At 65.1% G+C, this 14663-nt stretch carries 16 protein-coding genes; 3 read left to right on the forward strand and 13 right to left on the reverse strand.

From position 1 onward, the window contains the following. Nucleotides 1-40: 40 nt before the first annotated feature. Nucleotides 41-568 carry an RNA polymerase sigma factor gene (locus O4220_RS22000; protein WP_269607631.1) on the forward strand — a complete coding sequence of 176 codons (528 nt, stop codon included), beginning with the start codon at nt 41-43 and terminating at the stop codon, nt 566-568. Here O4220_RS22000 and tsaE read toward each other — a convergent pair. The 5 genes from tsaE to glmS all read right to left on the reverse strand — a co-directional run bounded on the left by tsaE (nt 549) and on the right by glmS (nt 6650). After that, a complete protein-coding gene (tsaE, locus tag O4220_RS22005) occupies nt 549-1058 on the reverse strand; it encodes a tRNA (adenosine(37)-N6)-threonylcarbamoyltransferase complex ATPase subunit type 1 TsaE (RefSeq protein WP_420030447.1) in 510 nt (169 codons plus the stop codon). The two genes, O4220_RS22000 and tsaE, sit on opposite strands and share 20 nt — an antisense overlap. After that, nucleotides 1051-2070, reverse strand: coding sequence for an alpha/beta fold hydrolase (locus O4220_RS22010; protein ID WP_269607633.1), 1020 nt, complete (start codon nt 2068-2070; stop codon nt 1051-1053). Before O4220_RS22010 ends, tsaE begins: the two co-directional genes overlap by 8 nt. A gap of 3 nt (nt 2071-2073) precedes the next feature. Further along, on the reverse strand, nt 2074-3264 hold the full coding sequence (gene alr / locus O4220_RS22015; protein ID WP_269607635.1) for an alanine racemase: 1191 nt from the start codon (nt 3262-3264) through the stop codon (nt 2074-2076). A gap of 72 nt (nt 3265-3336) precedes the next feature. Continuing rightward, the gene (locus tag O4220_RS22020) at nt 3337-4779 is read right to left on the reverse strand and encodes an NAD(P)H-hydrate dehydratase (protein ID WP_269607637.1); all 1443 of its coding nucleotides are present in this window, start codon (nt 4777-4779) and stop codon (nt 3337-3339) included. An 8-nt stretch (nt 4780-4787) separates the two neighbouring features. Beyond that, nucleotides 4788-6650, reverse strand: a complete 1863-nt coding sequence (gene glmS / locus O4220_RS22025) for a glutamine--fructose-6-phosphate transaminase (isomerizing) (protein ID WP_269607638.1) — start codon at nt 6648-6650, stop codon at nt 4788-4790. A gap of 99 nt (nt 6651-6749) precedes the next feature. Here glmS and O4220_RS22030 point away from each other — a divergent pair, with 99 nt between their 5' ends. Beyond that, nucleotides 6750-7610 carry a dienelactone hydrolase family protein gene (locus O4220_RS22030; RefSeq protein WP_269607640.1) on the forward strand — a complete coding sequence of 287 codons (861 nt, stop codon included), beginning with the start codon at nt 6750-6752 and terminating at the stop codon, nt 7608-7610. Nucleotides 7611-7632: 22 nt separating this feature from the next. On the opposite strand, the gene O4220_RS22035 is transcribed toward O4220_RS22030, so the two are convergent. The 3 genes from O4220_RS22035 to O4220_RS22045 are packed head-to-tail and all read right to left on the reverse strand — an operon-like array spanning nt 7633 to nt 10078. Then, nucleotides 7633-7902, reverse strand: coding sequence for a hypothetical protein (locus O4220_RS22035; protein ID WP_269607641.1), 270 nt, complete (start codon nt 7900-7902; stop codon nt 7633-7635). Further along, nucleotides 7899-9776: a hypothetical protein gene (locus O4220_RS22040; RefSeq protein ID WP_269607642.1), complete on the reverse strand. Its 1878-nt coding sequence runs from the start codon at nt 9774-9776 to the stop codon at nt 7899-7901. The genes O4220_RS22035 and O4220_RS22040 overlap by 4 nt, the downstream gene beginning before the upstream one ends. Further along, complete coding sequence (locus tag O4220_RS22045; protein ID WP_269607643.1) at nt 9773-10078, reverse strand: type VII secretion target; 306 nt, start codon at nt 10076-10078, stop codon at nt 9773-9775. The genes O4220_RS22040 and O4220_RS22045 overlap by 4 nt, the downstream gene beginning before the upstream one ends. A gap of 152 nt (nt 10079-10230) precedes the next feature. Here O4220_RS22045 and O4220_RS22050 point away from each other — a divergent pair, with 152 nt between their 5' ends. After that, nucleotides 10231-11271 (forward strand): LLM class F420-dependent oxidoreductase, encoded by a 1041-nt coding sequence (locus tag O4220_RS22050; RefSeq protein ID WP_032404679.1) that lies wholly within the window; start codon nt 10231-10233, stop codon nt 11269-11271. A gap of 4 nt (nt 11272-11275) precedes the next feature. Here the strand turns inward: O4220_RS22050 and glmM are convergent, their stop codons facing one another. The 5 genes from glmM to O4220_RS22075 form a co-directional block, all read right to left on the reverse strand. Further along, nucleotides 11276-12631, reverse strand: a complete 1356-nt coding sequence (gene glmM, locus O4220_RS22055) for a phosphoglucosamine mutase (protein ID WP_269607645.1) — start codon at nt 12629-12631, stop codon at nt 11276-11278. Nucleotides 12632-12737: 106 nt separating this feature from the next. Beyond that, nucleotides 12738-13265: a 30S ribosomal protein S9 gene (rpsI, locus tag O4220_RS22060; protein WP_032376665.1), complete on the reverse strand. Its 528-nt coding sequence runs from the start codon at nt 13263-13265 to the stop codon at nt 12738-12740. Further along, the gene (gene rplM, locus O4220_RS22065; RefSeq protein ID WP_027496344.1) at nt 13262-13705 is read right to left on the reverse strand and encodes a 50S ribosomal protein L13; all 444 of its coding nucleotides are present in this window, start codon (nt 13703-13705) and stop codon (nt 13262-13264) included. Before rplM ends, rpsI begins: the two co-directional genes overlap by 4 nt. Nucleotides 13706-13872: 167 nt before the next feature. After that, a complete protein-coding gene (locus tag O4220_RS22070; RefSeq protein ID WP_269607649.1) occupies nt 13873-14214 on the reverse strand; it encodes a TraR/DksA C4-type zinc finger protein in 342 nt (113 codons plus the stop codon). Between the two features lie 116 nt (nt 14215-14330). Next, nucleotides 14331-14612, reverse strand: a complete 282-nt coding sequence (locus tag O4220_RS22075) for a WXG100 family type VII secretion target (RefSeq protein WP_032376663.1) — start codon at nt 14610-14612, stop codon at nt 14331-14333. Nucleotides 14613-14663 lie beyond the last annotated feature (51 nt).

The raw sequence follows: 14663 nt of genomic DNA on the forward strand, positions 1-14663 counted from the left end.
ACAGAAACAGACCGACTAGTCCTGTGTTGGGGGAGCATGTATGAACGACGGTGCTTTGTTGGCCTTGTGCCGGGAGGGCGACAGTGCTGCGTTCGGCGAGCTGGTCGGTCGACATCGCACTCACGCCTGGGCAGTCTGCCTGCAGATCACCGGAAATCGACACGACGCCGAGGACGCCCTACAGGACACTCTCACCTCGGCCTGGCAGAATCTGCACCGCTTCCGCGGTGACGCCAAGTTCAGCACGTGGCTGCACCGCATCGCTGCCAACGCATCGCTCTCGTTGATCCGTCGACGCAAGGAAGTCCTCGATTACTCGCCGGAGGGTATCGACCTGCCGGACTTGTCTTCGCCCACGGCCGATCGGGTGGCAGACGTCGACGCAGTTCGATCGGCCCTGGCTCAGCTCCCGGAGGATTTCCGCGAGGCAATTGTGCTTCGGGAATTCGCCGATCTGTCGTATTCGGAGATCGCCGCCCACCAGCGGGTCGGGATTCAGACGGTCAAAAGCCGGATCAGCAGGGGCCGAGCGCAGTTGGTTGCGCTGCTCACGCCGGCGGTGGGCTGAACGGCACGTCGCCGACACGGCGAGCGCTCACGCGTCGAACATCCGATTCCGGGTCACGCACCAACCGAACCGAGACGTGTCCGTCCGTCAGTTTCTCTACCAAACCCTCACCCCACTCGACCACGACCACCGCATCGGTGAGGTCGGTGTCCAGGTCCAGAGCATCGAGTTCGTCGAGTGCCGATTGGCCGGTCATCCCGAGCCGATAGGCATCGACGTGCACGAGCGCAACCGGCGGTAAACCATGCGGCCGCGGCCCGGGCCGATGCTCACGGGCAATGACGAAGGTGGGAGACGTCACTCGTCCCTGCACGCCGAGACCTGCGGCAATACCTTTGGTCATCGCTGTCTTCCCTGCGCCCAGCGGACCGTCGAGAATCACCAGATCACCGGCCACCAGAACGTTCGCCAACCGTGCGCCGAACTCGGCAGTGTCTGCGGCAGTGACCAATTCGGCTTCCACCGGCAGTGTCAACAGCACGTCAGACAACGCCCCACCGTCGCTTCTTGCCTGCCGCTTCCGACGCTCGGGCCACGAGCCGAAGAATCGCACCGTTGACCTGTTCCGGAAACTCGAGCTGAACCAGATGGCCGCCCTGTCGGACGCGCACCGTCTCCGAACGTGGCAGCGCCTGCGCCAGCGCCTCGGAACTGGCGAACGGGATGATCCAATCCTCGTCGCCGCACACCACCGACACCGGAATGTTCTCGAACTCCACAAGGGCTTCGGACTCGTCGTGCAACTCGAGTGTCTCGAGGAAATTGACGATCGTGACAACAGAGGTGTCGTCGATCATCGATTGCGAGAATGCCACCAAACGCGGAGAAACCCTGGTTCCGTAGGACGCTGCACGCAATATCGGTGAGATGAGTGCACGTACGGCACCACGGCCGAACTGCACGACACCGGGCGAGGTCCGTACCGCGAGGCGAAACGCGTCGACCGCCGGATTCTGCAGACTACGACCGACCCCGGATTGTGCGAGACCGGCAGCGGTCGTCGAGATCAGCACCGCGCCGATGACTCGCTGGCGCAGCACATCCGACCGTTGCCGTGCCATGGACAGGATCGACATTCCGCCCATCGAGTGACCTACCAGGACGATGTTCCCCTTGGGCACGACCGAGCGAATCACCGCATCCAGATCGAGGCCCAGCTGGCCGATCGTGCAGCTGTCCGGACTCGGCACCCCTGAGCGACCGTGGCCGCGCTGGTCGTAGAAGACCATACGAATCGTCGAACCCCACTGCTGTTCGAGTGCACGTCGTTGAAAATGCCAGGACGACGTACGCAGACAGTAGCCGTGCACGAAGACCACGGTCAGCTCGGCGTCGGTCGGGCCGACTTCGCGCACCGCCAGTGGCACACCGTCGTCCGCGGTGACGATACTGCCGCGGTCCGCGTCCATGAGATCGAGATTCTCGGTGGCCAACGGGTCCTTGTTGGATCGGAACGCCGTCTCGCGCACCACAATTGCAATACTCTCCAGCAATCCGAGCATGATCTATTCCGTCGCCTCCCCTGAGCGCGCGCCGACGAACTGTCGTCGAACACGTCCACGAATGCCGGTGACGACCTCGTAGTTGATTGTGTCGAGCGCATCTGCCCAATCCTGGGCGTGCACCTCTCCCCTGTCCCCTGGCCCGAAGAGTAGCGCCTCGTCTCCGACCGCAACACCCGAACCGTCGCCGCCGAGGTCGACGACGAATTGGTCCATGCAGACTCGGCCCACCGAAGGAAAACGCCGACCTGCGATCGTCACTTCGAACCGCCCGCTGAGCCTGCGAACGACGCCGTCGGCATATCCGAGAGCGATGAGTGCGACCACGGTGTCGGCCTGGGCGGTCCAGGTGTATCCGTACGACACCGATTCACCTTCGCTCACCTTCTTGATATTCGCCACCTGCGCCGACAGGGTCATCACCGGCCGCAAACCGAAATTTCCCAACTGCGGAACGGGCGACAAACCGTACAGAGCAATACCCGGACGGACCATGTCGAAACAGAGATCGGGTCTGGTCAACGTGGCCGCCGAGTTGGACAGGTGGACGACGGTGGGAGGCGTTCCGCGCCGGGTGGCGCGACTCACGGCGTCGCGAAGCCGCTGGGCTTGGGCGTCGTTGGCCGGGTGCTCCGGTTCGTCGGAGCAGGCCAAGTGCGAGAACATGCCGACCAAGTGCACGGCTCCCTCCGCGACGGCGGCCGCCGTTGCGTCCAGAACGACATCGAGATCTGCTTCCGCAACCCCGTTGCGATTGAGCCCGGTATCGATCTTGAGCGAGAGGTCTGCGGGTCGACCGACTCTGCGCGCTGCCGCCACCACGGAGTCGAGCTGGGCTGCCGTGGACACCCCGATACCCACCTGTGCAGTGATCGCGGCATCGTAATCGGAATCCGTTCGATGCAGCCATGCCAGCACGGGAACGCCGATTCCCGCTGCGCGGAGTTCGAGGGCCTCGCCGATAGTGGTGACGCCGATCTCCTGCACGCCTGCTGCGACAGCGGCGTGTGCGACTTCGTTGGCACCGTGGTTGTACCCATCGGCCTTGAGCACCGCCATCACGGCAGCGTCGCCGGCGAACTGTTGCAAGACGCGCACGTTGTGGCCCACTGCGTCGAGGTCGACGGACGCCACGGCGCCCGAACCGGTCCTTTCGTCACCGCAGCCGATACTCACAACATTCGATAGTGCCATCCGAGCCGGGCATACGACGGATCAGGGTGGCACAACTCGTGACACACCCGGTGGCCCGCGTGGGACCTGAAACTATCTCGACCCGTCTGTGAGCGAGCGCACGGTACGGATCGCGTCCGAGATGGACGCACACAGCGGGCTCGCCGACACCGGTGCCGCGAACTCCCCGCCTGATCCATGTGCCGCGCGGGCTGCGGCGAGCGCGTGGACTCTTGCCCCGCAGGCGGCTGCGGTGGAGGGCGTCATTCCCGACGCGAGCAAGGCCCCGAGGATGCCGGAGAGAACGTCACCGGATCCGGCGGTCGATGCGGCCGATCCCCCGGCGTCGCTGACGAAGGTGGTGCCGTCGGCATCGGCGATGATCGTTGCGCGTCCCTTGAGCAGCACGGTCACACCCCAGCGTGCGGCAAGATCACGTACCGCTCCCACTCGGTCGGAGCCTGGGTCCGACCCGGTCAAGCGTGCGAATTCTCCGGCGTGCGGGGTCAGCAGGGTGGGTGCGGTGCGACCGGTCACCCACTGTGCGTTGCCTGCCAGGATAGTCAGCGCATCCGCATCGACGACGACCGGCAGATCCAATTCCAGCACCCGGCGCACTGTCTCCGCCGCGGGCTCGTCGGTGCCGAAGCCTGGACCGACCACCCACGACTGGACTCTCCCGACCGCGTCGAGATCCGGAGCGGCGACGACCTCCGGATAATGTGAAACGACCTGTGCACCTGCGCTTCCCACGTAGCGGACCATCCCGGATGTGGCTGCCACCGCGGCTCCTGCACAGAGCAGTGCGGCACCCGGGAACGTCGCGCTGCCGGCGAGGATTCCCACCACGCCCTGCGAATACTTGTCGTCCGAGGCGGTAGGAATCGGCCAGATCTGCCCGACGTCGGCAGGCTCGAAGGACGCTATCGCCGGATCGGGAAGGGTCAGCCCGATGTCGATCAGTTCGACTCGCCCACAACGCGGTACGGCAAGAACGTGGACAGGCTTACGGCCACCGAAGGTGACGGTCACGTCCGCCGTCACGGCCGGACCCGACACGGCACCGGTCTCGGCGTCCACACCACTGGGTACGTCCACCGACACGATCGGTGCGGTGATCTGCCCGACGACCTCAGCCGCGTCGATGCGAAGAGGCCCCTTACCCGAAATCCCCACGATGGCGTCGATCACGACGTCGGCCGGCCCGCACTGCGTCACCACCCGTCCACCCGACGAGCGCAGGGCCTCGAGCCCTTCGGCATGCGCTCGCGCCGGGTCGAGGAGCAGCGCGGACACCGAGACGCCTCGCCGACGCAGATATGCCCCAGCCCACAGACCGTCGCCGCCGTTGTCGCCGGTCCCCACAACAATCGTCACGCGCCGTCCCACGACGCCGCCCGTGCGCGCCGTGAGCTCGGCTGCCACCACAGTGGCCAATCCGTAGGCTGCGCGACGCATGAGAACGCCGTTCGGCAAGGAATTCAGTAGCGGCGCTTCCGCATTCCGTATCTGCTCTGGTGTGTAGTAGGCGCGCATGCCGAGCGCTACTCGACGGTGACGGACTTGGCCAGGTTGCGCGGCTTGTCCACGTCGTAACCCCGCGCCTGGGCGACCTCGGCAGCGAACACCTGCAACGGGATCGTCGACAGCAACGGCTGCAACAGCGTCGAGGCGGCCGGTATCTCGATCAAGTTGTCGGCGAACGGCCGCACTGCCTCGTCGCCTTCCTCGGCGATGACGACGGTCCGCGCACCACGCGCCTGGATCTCACGAATGTTGCTCAACATCTTCGAGTGCAGCACCGCGCGGCCCTTGGGCGAGGGCATCACGATGATCACCGGGACGCCGTCCTCGATCAGCGCGATCGGACCGTGCTTGAGCTCGCCCGCCGCGAAGCCTTCCGCGTGCATGTACGCGAGCTCCTTGAGCTTGAGCGCGCCTTCGAGTGCGACCGGGTACCCGACGTGTCGACCGAGGAAGAGAATGGTCGTCGCGGTCGACAGCTCGCGGGCGAGCGCCCGGACCGGCTCGACCGTCTCGAGAACTCGCTGCACCAACTCGGGCATGGCTTCGAGTTCGGCGAATTCACGGGCAACCTCGTCGGGGTACTTGGTGCCGCGCGCCTGCGCCAGAGCGAGACCGACCAGGTAGTTCGCGGTCACCTGAGCGAGGAATGCCTTGGTCGACGCGACGCCGATCTCCGGGCCTGCCCGGGTGTAGAGGACGGCGTCGGCCTCGCGCGGAATCTGTGAACCATTGGTATTGCAGACGGCGAGTACACGCGCCTTCTGATCCTTGGCGTGCCGCACGGCTTCGAGGGTGTCTGCGGTCTCGCCCGACTGCGAGATGGCCACGACCAGGGTCGATCGATCCAAGACCGGGTCGCGGTAGCGGAATTCGCTGGCCAGTTCCACCTCGACCGGCAGCCTCGTCCAGTGCTCGATCGCGTACTTGGCGAGCAGACCCGAGTGGTATGCGCTGCCGCAAGCCACGACGAACACCTTGTCGACGTCGCGCAGTTCCTGATCGGACAACCGCTGCTCGTCGAGCACGATCCGACCGTTGTCGAAGTGGCCGAGCAACGTATCCGCCACGGCGGCCGGCTGCTCCTGGATCTCCTTGAGCATGAAGTAGTCGTGACCGCCCTTTTCGGCGGCCGCCAGGTCCCAGTCGATTCGGAACGGGCGCCCCTGCGCCTCGTTGCCTTCGAAGTCACTGATGTCGTATCCGTCTGCAGTGATGACGACTACCTGATCCTGGCCGAGTTCGACGGCGTCGCGCGTGTGCTCGATGAACGCTGCGACATCGGAACCGAGGAACATCTCACCGTCGCCGACGCCCAACACCAGCGGCGTGGACCGGCGTGCCGCAACGATGGTGTCGGCGTGATCGGAATGGGTGAACACCAGGGTGAACGCACCCTCGAGTCGACGCAGGACAGCTTTGGCGCTGGCCACGAAGTCACCCGCGGTCGGGCCTTCCGTGTAGGCCCGCGACACGAGGTGCACTGCAACCTCGGTGTCGGTATCGGACAGGAACTCGACTCCGACCGCTTCCAATTCGGCCCGAAGCGGACCGAAATTCTCGATGATGCCGTTGTGCACCACGGCGACGGTGCCCGACGCATCGCGGTGGGGGTGGGCGTTGCGGTCGGTGGGACGGCCGTGCGTCGCCCACCGGGTGTGTCCCATCCCGGTTGTTCCGACGAACGTATCGGTACCGATGTCGTCCAATTCGGCTTCGAGATTTGCCAACCGACCCGCTTTGCGTTCGACGGCCGTGGCTCCCGCTCCGTCGAGAATTGCGATACCCGCAGAGTCGTAGCCCCGATATTCCATACGCCGAAGCGCTTCGATAACCACACCCAGAGCTGGGCGGTGGCCGACATAACCCACGATTCCGCACATGGTGGTTCAGGGTACTCGGCTGGGCGCGCACGACCCATTCGCTCGGGTCGACGTGTCCCCGTCCCCCTCACCGGCCCGCGTTCGGTAGCGTCATCTCTCGTGGCGAAACCGAAGAAGCTGGCATCTGCTCTCTCCAAGCGTGGCCCGCACAAGGTGCTGCGAGGCAACCTTGCCCTCGCCGGCCAACCCGGTGTCGTCTACACCCCGGCCGAGGGCTTCGGCCTGCCCGGTGTGGCCTTCGCGCACGGCTGGATGCTCCGACCCGGCCAATACACCGACACACTGATGCATTTGGCGTCCTGGGGCATCGTCGCGGCGGCACCGGACACCGAGCGTGGTCTCGTGCCCTCGCACCGTGGACTCGCCACCGATCTCGGCACTGTGCTCGACATCATGACCGGCGTGCGTCTGGGCCCAGGCAACATCAGCGTGCATCCGGAGAAACTCGCCACAGCCGGCCACGCGATGGGTGCCGGGACCGCTGTTCTCGCAGCGTCTCGGCGATCGGACATCAAGGCCGTCGCCGCCCTCTTCCCGGCTCCGACGGCACCGTCGTCCGAGGACGCCGCCGCAGGCCTCGAAGTGCCCGGACTGGTCGTCGGTGACAGCTCGAACGCCGATTCGCTCAACGACAATTCACTGGCTCTCGCCAAGGCCTGGTACGGACCATCCGTCCTCCGCCGAATCGACGGCTCGACGGCAGACGGATTCGTCGAAGGCCGGCGAATGCTCCGCGCACTGGGAATCAACAGCTCCGACCGCAAGACCCAGCAGCGCACCCGGGCCGTGCTGACCGCGTTCCTGCTGTTCCACCTGACGGGAGACTCCGACTACGAGGAGCTGGCCGGATCGGCAGGTGAAATCGATGGCACCAGAGCGGTCGATCCGAACGCGCCGCTCGATGCCCAGCCCAAGCCCAAGGCCACCGCGTCGATCAAGGCTCTGCTCGGACGAGGCTGATTCTGCTCTGACCCGTCCCGGATCAGACCAGCCAGGTTCGCGGCCGTTCTTCGGGCTCGGTCTCGACAGGCGGTACGGGCTTTCGCCGGTCCAGGTGAGCCGGCTGCAGCACCGAGCCACGAGTCGGCTCGACGTCCGGGTCCACGGAGGAAACGGCATGCGGGTCGTGATGGCCCGATACCGCGGTGGGCGTCTGAGCCTGCCGGAGCGCCTCGGCCGCACGCGCCATCGCATCACGGTGCTCGTCGCGTATTCGATGCAGCTCACGCCGCCACCCGCCGTCTGCGCTCACAGTGTTCCCGCTTCACTCAAGCCGGCACCTGTGCTCGAATCGGGTGTTTCGGCCGGAGGACGCGGGATATCTGCCGACACCGGATGCTGCGCGGCTGACGGATGGTGCTCAGCCGCGTCCGCATCTGCATCCTGTTGGACGGTCGGCGCGTGAGTGGGCGATTCCGGCAGACACTGCGCCTGCGCATCGGATGACATCGAATCGGATGGCCCCTGGCTCGGCACCGGCTCGGCAGGTACCGGCTCGGCAGGTACCGGCTCGGCAGGTATCGGCTCGGCAGGTACCGGCTCGGCAAGAGCAGAGCCGGACGGCGGGACAGGTTCGGTCGGCGTCACCGGTTCGGACGGTGGCGTTGCTGCCGGTATCGACGGCTGGTTCGCGTCCTCGCCGTCTGCAGCACCGGGTACCTCGACGATCTCGGGCAGGCCGAACGGGCCGATTCTCAATGCAAACGAGCGAACACCCGGCCCTGGGGTTTCGAGTCGGAGCGTCACAGTGCCGTCGTGTGCGAGTGCGATGCGGGCGCGATGCCCATCGAGCTCGGCCTCGAGATGGCCGCGCTCATCGGCGGCCCCGGGCGAGCGCGGGTCGACCGGCAACGACTGCTCCGGCACCGACGACTGCTCCGGCGGCACCGACTCTGTTCCCGGGCCGGCAGGATCGTCCTGCACTCCTGATACGCCGGCCGGTTCCGCAGTGGACGGAGCCGTGACGGCGTCGGAACCACGGTCATCGTCGCTGCCGTCATCAGCGCTGCGGTCATCTGGGACCGCAGTGCTCAACGCTTCGTCGACGCGGTCCACTATCTCGGCGACCACCCGATCCACGAGTCGGTTCACGGATTCGTCGAGTTGGACAGCAGATGCGTCGTCGGAGGTACGTAAACCGGACGAGTCGGTACCTCCCGCGAACACGGGTGCACCGGCGTTCGAAGCCGCGGCCGACGGTGCCGTACCAGCTGCCGATGTCGCTGGAGCAGATACCGTCGCCGGAGGCGTTACCGACGAGCCGTCGGTTGCCTGCCACGGTTCGGAAGACGTTGCGCCGGGTGCAGTTGCCCAACTCCGCTCGTCGAGATCACCGAACGACGGGTCGCGCACATCGCCCAGAACATCTACCAGCAACGCCAGACTGTCTCGAACGGCGGTATCCGTCGATGTGCACGCGTCGAGCACAGCATCACAGGTGGTCTTCATCCTCGGGACGAACTGCTCGTGGATCCACTTCCTACTGCGTTCACCCACCTCGGCTGCGAACTCGTCCGATACATCCGCACTTCGAGCCCGCTCGGCCAGTTCCTCGAAAGCCCCCGCCAACCGAGGGAACACCGACTCTCGATCGAACGGAAGGCATTCGATTCCCGAAGCAAGCAGGATCGCGTCGATCTCGTCGACGGTTCGACCGTCCACCGCATCGATGTCGAGTCCTCCGAACAGTTCTGCCTTGTCGGTGACTGCGTCGCGAAGAACATCGACGGCGGCCGACATCGTCTGGTGTGAGTCCTCGATCAATGTCAGGAACTCGGTCGCTGTCTGTTGTTCGGCCGAGAGATAGATCTGCACGGCGTCGCCTGCCTCGCCGTGCCACCGCATCTGCAGAACCCGGCGCAATTGAACGTGTTCCTCGAATTGATCGCCGAGTACTGCAGACATCGCTTCGACCGCGTCGGCATCGTTGCCGAGCGCGCCGAGATTCAAGCCACGTTGTTCGTCGTACCTCGCCCGTATCTGCTCGTACTTCGGGAACTCTTCGCTGCTCGATACCCGGGCAACGAGTGGCAGGAATCGCTCGAAGTGCAGCAGCCCTGTCGCGTTCGCATCGAGAATCTCGTCTATCGACGAGTTCTGTTCCGAAGCGACGGGAGGAGGCGTCATCGAGGCGACTCGATCGCATCTGCTGTCGTGTCGTCCTGGCCCTCGTAGTCGTTCATGGCAGCGACGATGGCGTTGGAGACGTCCTCGACCGAGGATCTCCACGATTCGACTGCCCGGCCGAGTCCGTGGTGAGCCTGGGTGTACGCAGCGCCGAGGTCGCCGTAGTTCCGTCCGGCACCGGCCGCCCCGAAGCCCGCGTCGGTTACCGAATCCGCCGCACTGCCGAGTGCGTCTGCCGATACCGCCAAGGCTTCTGCAACTCCGCGAACGCGGACCGCGTCCACCCAGAATCCCTCACTCATACGTCCCCGTCTCGCCCTCGATGTGCCCCTTTCTCACTATGACGTGCGCCGACGCACATCGGTTCCCCAGCGAGCGGTAACGTCCCGATGTGAAATGTCAGTAACAGGTACCTGAAGTAGCTGCCCGAGCTGCTCACCGAACGAGGAGTCCCATGCACATCGGAACGATGCTGAACTACAGCGGTGGTTTCAACGAGACGGTTGCCGAGGTCGCCGAGCTCGAGAAGGCAGGTCTCGACATCATCTTCGTGCCCGAGGCCTACTCGTTCGACGCCGTCAGCCAACTCGGATTCCTCGCAGCGAAGACGAGCACGATCAAGATCGCGTCCGGCATCTTCCAGATCTACACCAGGACACCGTCACTGACCGCGATGACCGCTGCCGGTCTCGACTACGTATCGGAGGGCCGCTTCGTACTCGGACTCGGCGCATCCGGGCCGCAGGTCGTCGAAGGCTTCCACGGCGTCAAGTACGACGCACCGATTGCACGAACCCGCGAGGTCATCGAGATCTGCCGCCAGGTCTGGCGTCGCGAGAAGGTGCAGTATCAGGGCAAGCACTACCAGATCCCACTACCTGCCGACCAGGGCACTGGACTGGGCAAACCCCTCAAGCTCATCAATCACCCTGTGCGCGATCGCATTCCAGTCGTCATTGCAGCTCTGGGACCCAAGAATGTCGAGCTCACCGCCGAGATCGCCGAGGGTTGGCAACCCATCTTCTACTTCCCCGAGAAGGCAGCCGACGTCTGGGGAGATTCGCTCGCTGCGGGCAAAGCCAAGCGTGATCCGTCGCTCGGCGAACTCCAGGTGTTCGCAAGTCCCACCCTGGCCATCGGCGAGGACGCAGAAAAGTACCTCCCCTGGGTCAAGCCACACCTCGCGCTCTACATCGGCGGCATGGGTGCCAAGGGCAAGAATTTCTACAACTCGCTGGCCCAGCGTTACGGCTACGAGGCCGAGGCCGAGAAGATCCAGGACCTGTATCTGGCCGGCAAGAAAGAGGAAGCGGCCGCTGCGGTCCCCGACGAGCTGGCACGCGCAGTGAACCTCATCGGCCCGGAAAGTTACGTCAAGGAACGGGTCGCTGCCTTCGCCGAAGCGGGTGTCACCACCCTCAACGTCGCGCCGCTGGCCGAGAACACCGCTGGACGCGTCGCGCAGTTGACAGCGCTGCGCGAACTCACCGCCTGAGACGTCAGACCGACGCGACCCGGCCCGCCAGCTCTTCGGCGAGCCGGGTCGCCACGTCGAGCTCGGATGCCTCGACCATCACTCGCACCAACTGTTCGGTACCACTGGGGCGCAACAGAACTCGACCGGATTCGCCGAGCTCGCGCTCGGCCACGGCCACTGCGTCCGATACCGACGGTGCCGAGGCTACTGCCGCTTTGTCCGTCACTCGCACGTTGATGAGCACCTGCGGCAGGGTCCGCATCGCCGACGCCAGATCCGCGAGACTGCTACCGGTCTGCGCCATCCGCTCCATCAGTCGCAGCGCAGTCGCGATGCCATCGCCCGTTGTGCCGACGGCAGGAAGCACCACGTGACCGCTCTGTTCGCCGCCGAGCGCGAAGCCGCCGCGACGCAACTCCTCGAGCACGTAGCGATCCCCGACTGCCGTGGTACGCAACGTGATTCCGGCTTCACGCATCGCAATGTGCAGACCGAGATTACTCATGACTGTGGCAACCAACGTGTTGTCGGTCAACTCGTTCGCGTCACGCATGGCAATGGCCAGAACGGCCATGATTGCGTCACCGTCCACCACGGACCCCGATGCGTCCACGGCCAGGCAGCGGTCGGCATCTCCGTCGTGGGCGATACCGAGGTCGGCACCGTGCTCCACGACGGCCTTCTGCAGCCCCTCGAGGTGCGTCGATCCGCACCCGTCGTTGATGTTGATGCCGTCGGGTTCGGCGTTGATCGTCACGACCGTTGCGCCGGCCCGTCGGTAGATCTCGGGCCCGACGACCGAGGCGGCACCGTGCGAGCAGTCGACCACAACACGGACACCGTCGAGCCGATGTGAGACCGACGCAGCCAAGTGCTCGATGTACCGGGTGGCCGCGTCCTGGGCGACGTCGATTCGACCGATCGCGGCACCGGTCGCGTCGAACGAAGGTCCGTCGTTCTCGGAGCGCGCGTCGGGATCGAGAGCGGCTTCGATGCGGTCTTCCACGTCGTCGTCGAGCTTGTGTCCGCCCGCAGCAAAGATCTTGATTCCGTTGTCGGGCATCGCATTGTGGGATGCCGAGATCATCACACCGAGCGCTGCGCCGTATTCGGCGGTCAGGTAAGCAAGCGCCGGCGTAGGAAGCACCCCGACGTCGATCACGTCGACGCCCGAGGCGGTGAGTCCGGCCGACACTGCGGCACCCAGCATCGCTCCACTGATGCGCGGATCACGACCCACGACTGCCACACGTCTGCCGCCGTCGATGTTCGGTGCCAACACGGTGGCCGCAGCCCTCGCGATCTGCAACGCCAGCTCTGCGGTCAGAAGCCCGCCTGCCAATCCGCGAACCCCGTCGGTGCCGAACAATCGCGCCATGAACCTGGAACTCCTTCGAGCGGAGAATGTGTCGTGAGAAATGCCTCGAGGGCAGGCATCCGATACTGCTGGAGCCTGCCCTCGAGGATGGAACGGGTAAGACGCGTCAGCGCTTGGAGTACTGCGACGCCTTACGGGCCTTCTTCAGGCCGTACTTCTTGCGCTCGACTGCACGGGCGTCACGGGTGAGGAAGCCGGCTGCCTTGAGCGGCGGGCGATCATCGGGGGTGAGCTCGATCAGCGCACGCGAGATGGCCAGACGCAATGCGCCTGCCTGTCCCGACGGTCCGCCGCCGTGCAGCAGGGCAACGATGTCGAAGGACTCCGCGCGATCGACGAGCACGAGAGGAGCCTTGATCAGCTGCTGGTGCACCTTGTTCGGGAAGTAATCCTCCAGGGTGCGGCCGTTGAGCTTGAAACCACCGGTGCCCGAGGACATCCGAACACGAGCAACGGCTTCCTTGCGGCGACCGACGGTCTGGATCGGACGATCGAACACGATCGGGGCCGGAGCGGCAGCAGCGGCCTCGATGTCCGCGGTCACCTCAGGCTCTTCGACGGCCACGAACTCGTCAGCGGCGATCTCTTCGATGTTCTCCTGCGACGTCACGTCATTTCCCTCCGGCGCCGTCACTGGGACACCTGCTTGATCTCGAACGGAACGGGCTGCTGGGCGGCATGCGGGTGATTGGGGCCCGCGTAGACCTTCAGCTTGCTCGCGATGGCATTACCGAGCTTGTTCTTGGGGATCATGCCGACGACGGCCTTCTCCACGAGACGATCGGGGTTGTTCTCGAGCACCTGGCGGGTGGAGCGCGACTTCAGACCGCCCGGGTGGCCGGAGTGGTGGTGGTGGAACTTGCCGTCGAGCTTGTTGCCGCTGATGGCAACCTTCTCGGCGTTGATGATGACGACGAAGTCGCCACCATCGACGTTGGGTGCGTAGGTGGGCTTGTGCTTACCGCGGAGCAGAGTCGCGGCCTGGACGGCGAGGCGTCCGAGCACGACGTCCGTGGCGTCGATCACATGCCACGTCCGGGTGGTGTCCCCGGCCTTCGGGGCGTAAGTAGACACAGAAAATTCCTGTCTTCATGATGTCGCTGCTGGCCAAGACGAGTGGATGCCCTCGGCGGCCAGTTGAGACCCGAGGACAAGAGCTCGATGCGCACAAGAAAACGCAGCGAGCCCATACACGCCAACGGGAGACGATACCGGCAGTGGTCCCCCAGGTCAAAAACGTCTCAGCGCAGACGCACGCACTGCACGCATCGACGGGCGGCGGGGAGTGCCTCGAGCCTGATCGCCGGGATCTCGGTGCCGCACCTGTCGCAGATGCCGTACGTCCCGGCGGTGAGCCGCGAATACGCCGCGTCGATCTCGCGCATCTCCGACTCGGCGTCGTCTATCAGCGCCGCGATCTTCGCTCGCTCGAACGCGATCGTCGACCCTTCCGGATCGTGTTCGTCGTCGTCGGTGGTCCACCGCGATCCTTCGATCACCGATGCCAGTTCGTCCCGCAGGGACTCGAGTCGATGCTCGGAACGAGACCGCTCGGCCGCGAGTGCTGCTCCGAAATCCGTCACCGAACCAGTAGACCCCGAGTTGGGCTCGGATGCCGAGAAACGGCATCTGCCCCGACCGAATTTCTCGGTCGGGGCAGAACTTCCTCTGTGCGTCTCGCCCGAAGGTCGTCGAGAAATCAGCGAGCCATTCGCGCCTTGTTGGCCATCTCGACGCCGTGCATGGTCTCGCCACCGGTGCGGGCGGCCGCAACCAGGCTCGACAGAATGAGATTGAGCTCGTCGGATGCAGAGTTCCACTGGCGCTGAAGCTCGTAGTAGGACGTCATCGCGTCACCCTCCCACGATTCGTAGAGCCGCTTGGCAGTGCTGTCGACGTCCCCGAGGAGGTCCTTGGTCACGTTCGCCTGCTTGTTCATCGCCTCGGTCAACGCCGCGATCTGCGCGAAGTCGTATTTCATGTCGGATCAGTCTCCTTGGTCGAGCTCGGTCGTGTGGTTTGTCTCGTGGTC

It is taken from the genome of Rhodococcus ruber (assembly GCF_027270735.1).
Lineage (GTDB): Bacteria > Actinomycetota > Actinomycetes > Mycobacteriales > Mycobacteriaceae > Rhodococcoides > Rhodococcoides rubrum_A.

Bases quoted from the DNA above. Each gene is read 5' to 3' on its own strand.
- O4220_RS22000 (WP_269607631.1), top strand. From the start codon at position 41: ATGAACGACGGTGCTTTGTTGGCCTTGTGCCGGGAGGGCGACAGTGCT.
- O4220_RS22050 (WP_032404679.1), top strand. From the start codon at position 10,231: ATGCACATCGGAACGATGCTGAACTACAGCGGTGGTTTCAACGAGACG.
- O4220_RS22045 (WP_269607643.1), bottom strand. From the start codon at position 10,078: ATGAGTGAGGGATTCTGGGTGGACGCGGTCCGCGTTCGCGGAGTTGCA.
- glmM (WP_269607645.1), bottom strand. From the start codon at position 12,631: ATGGCGCGATTGTTCGGCACCGACGGGGTTCGCGGATTGGCAGGCGGG.
- O4220_RS22075 (WP_032376663.1), bottom strand. From the start codon at position 14,612: ATGAAATACGACTTCGCGCAGATCGCGGCGTTGACCGAGGCGATGAAC.
- glmS (WP_269607638.1), bottom strand. From the start codon at position 6,650: ATGTGCGGAATCGTGGGTTATGTCGGCCACCGCCCAGCTCTGGGTGTG.
- O4220_RS22020 (WP_269607637.1), bottom strand. From the start codon at position 4,779: ATGCGCGCCTACTACACACCAGAGCAGATACGGAATGCGGAAGCGCCG.
- O4220_RS22040 (WP_269607642.1), bottom strand. From the start codon at position 9,776: ATGACGCCTCCTCCCGTCGCTTCGGAACAGAACTCGTCGATAGACGAG.
- O4220_RS22010 (WP_269607633.1), bottom strand. From the start codon at position 2,070: ATGCTCGGATTGCTGGAGAGTATTGCAATTGTGGTGCGCGAGACGGCG.
- alr (WP_269607635.1), bottom strand. From the start codon at position 3,264: ATGGCACTATCGAATGTTGTGAGTATCGGCTGCGGTGACGAAAGGACC.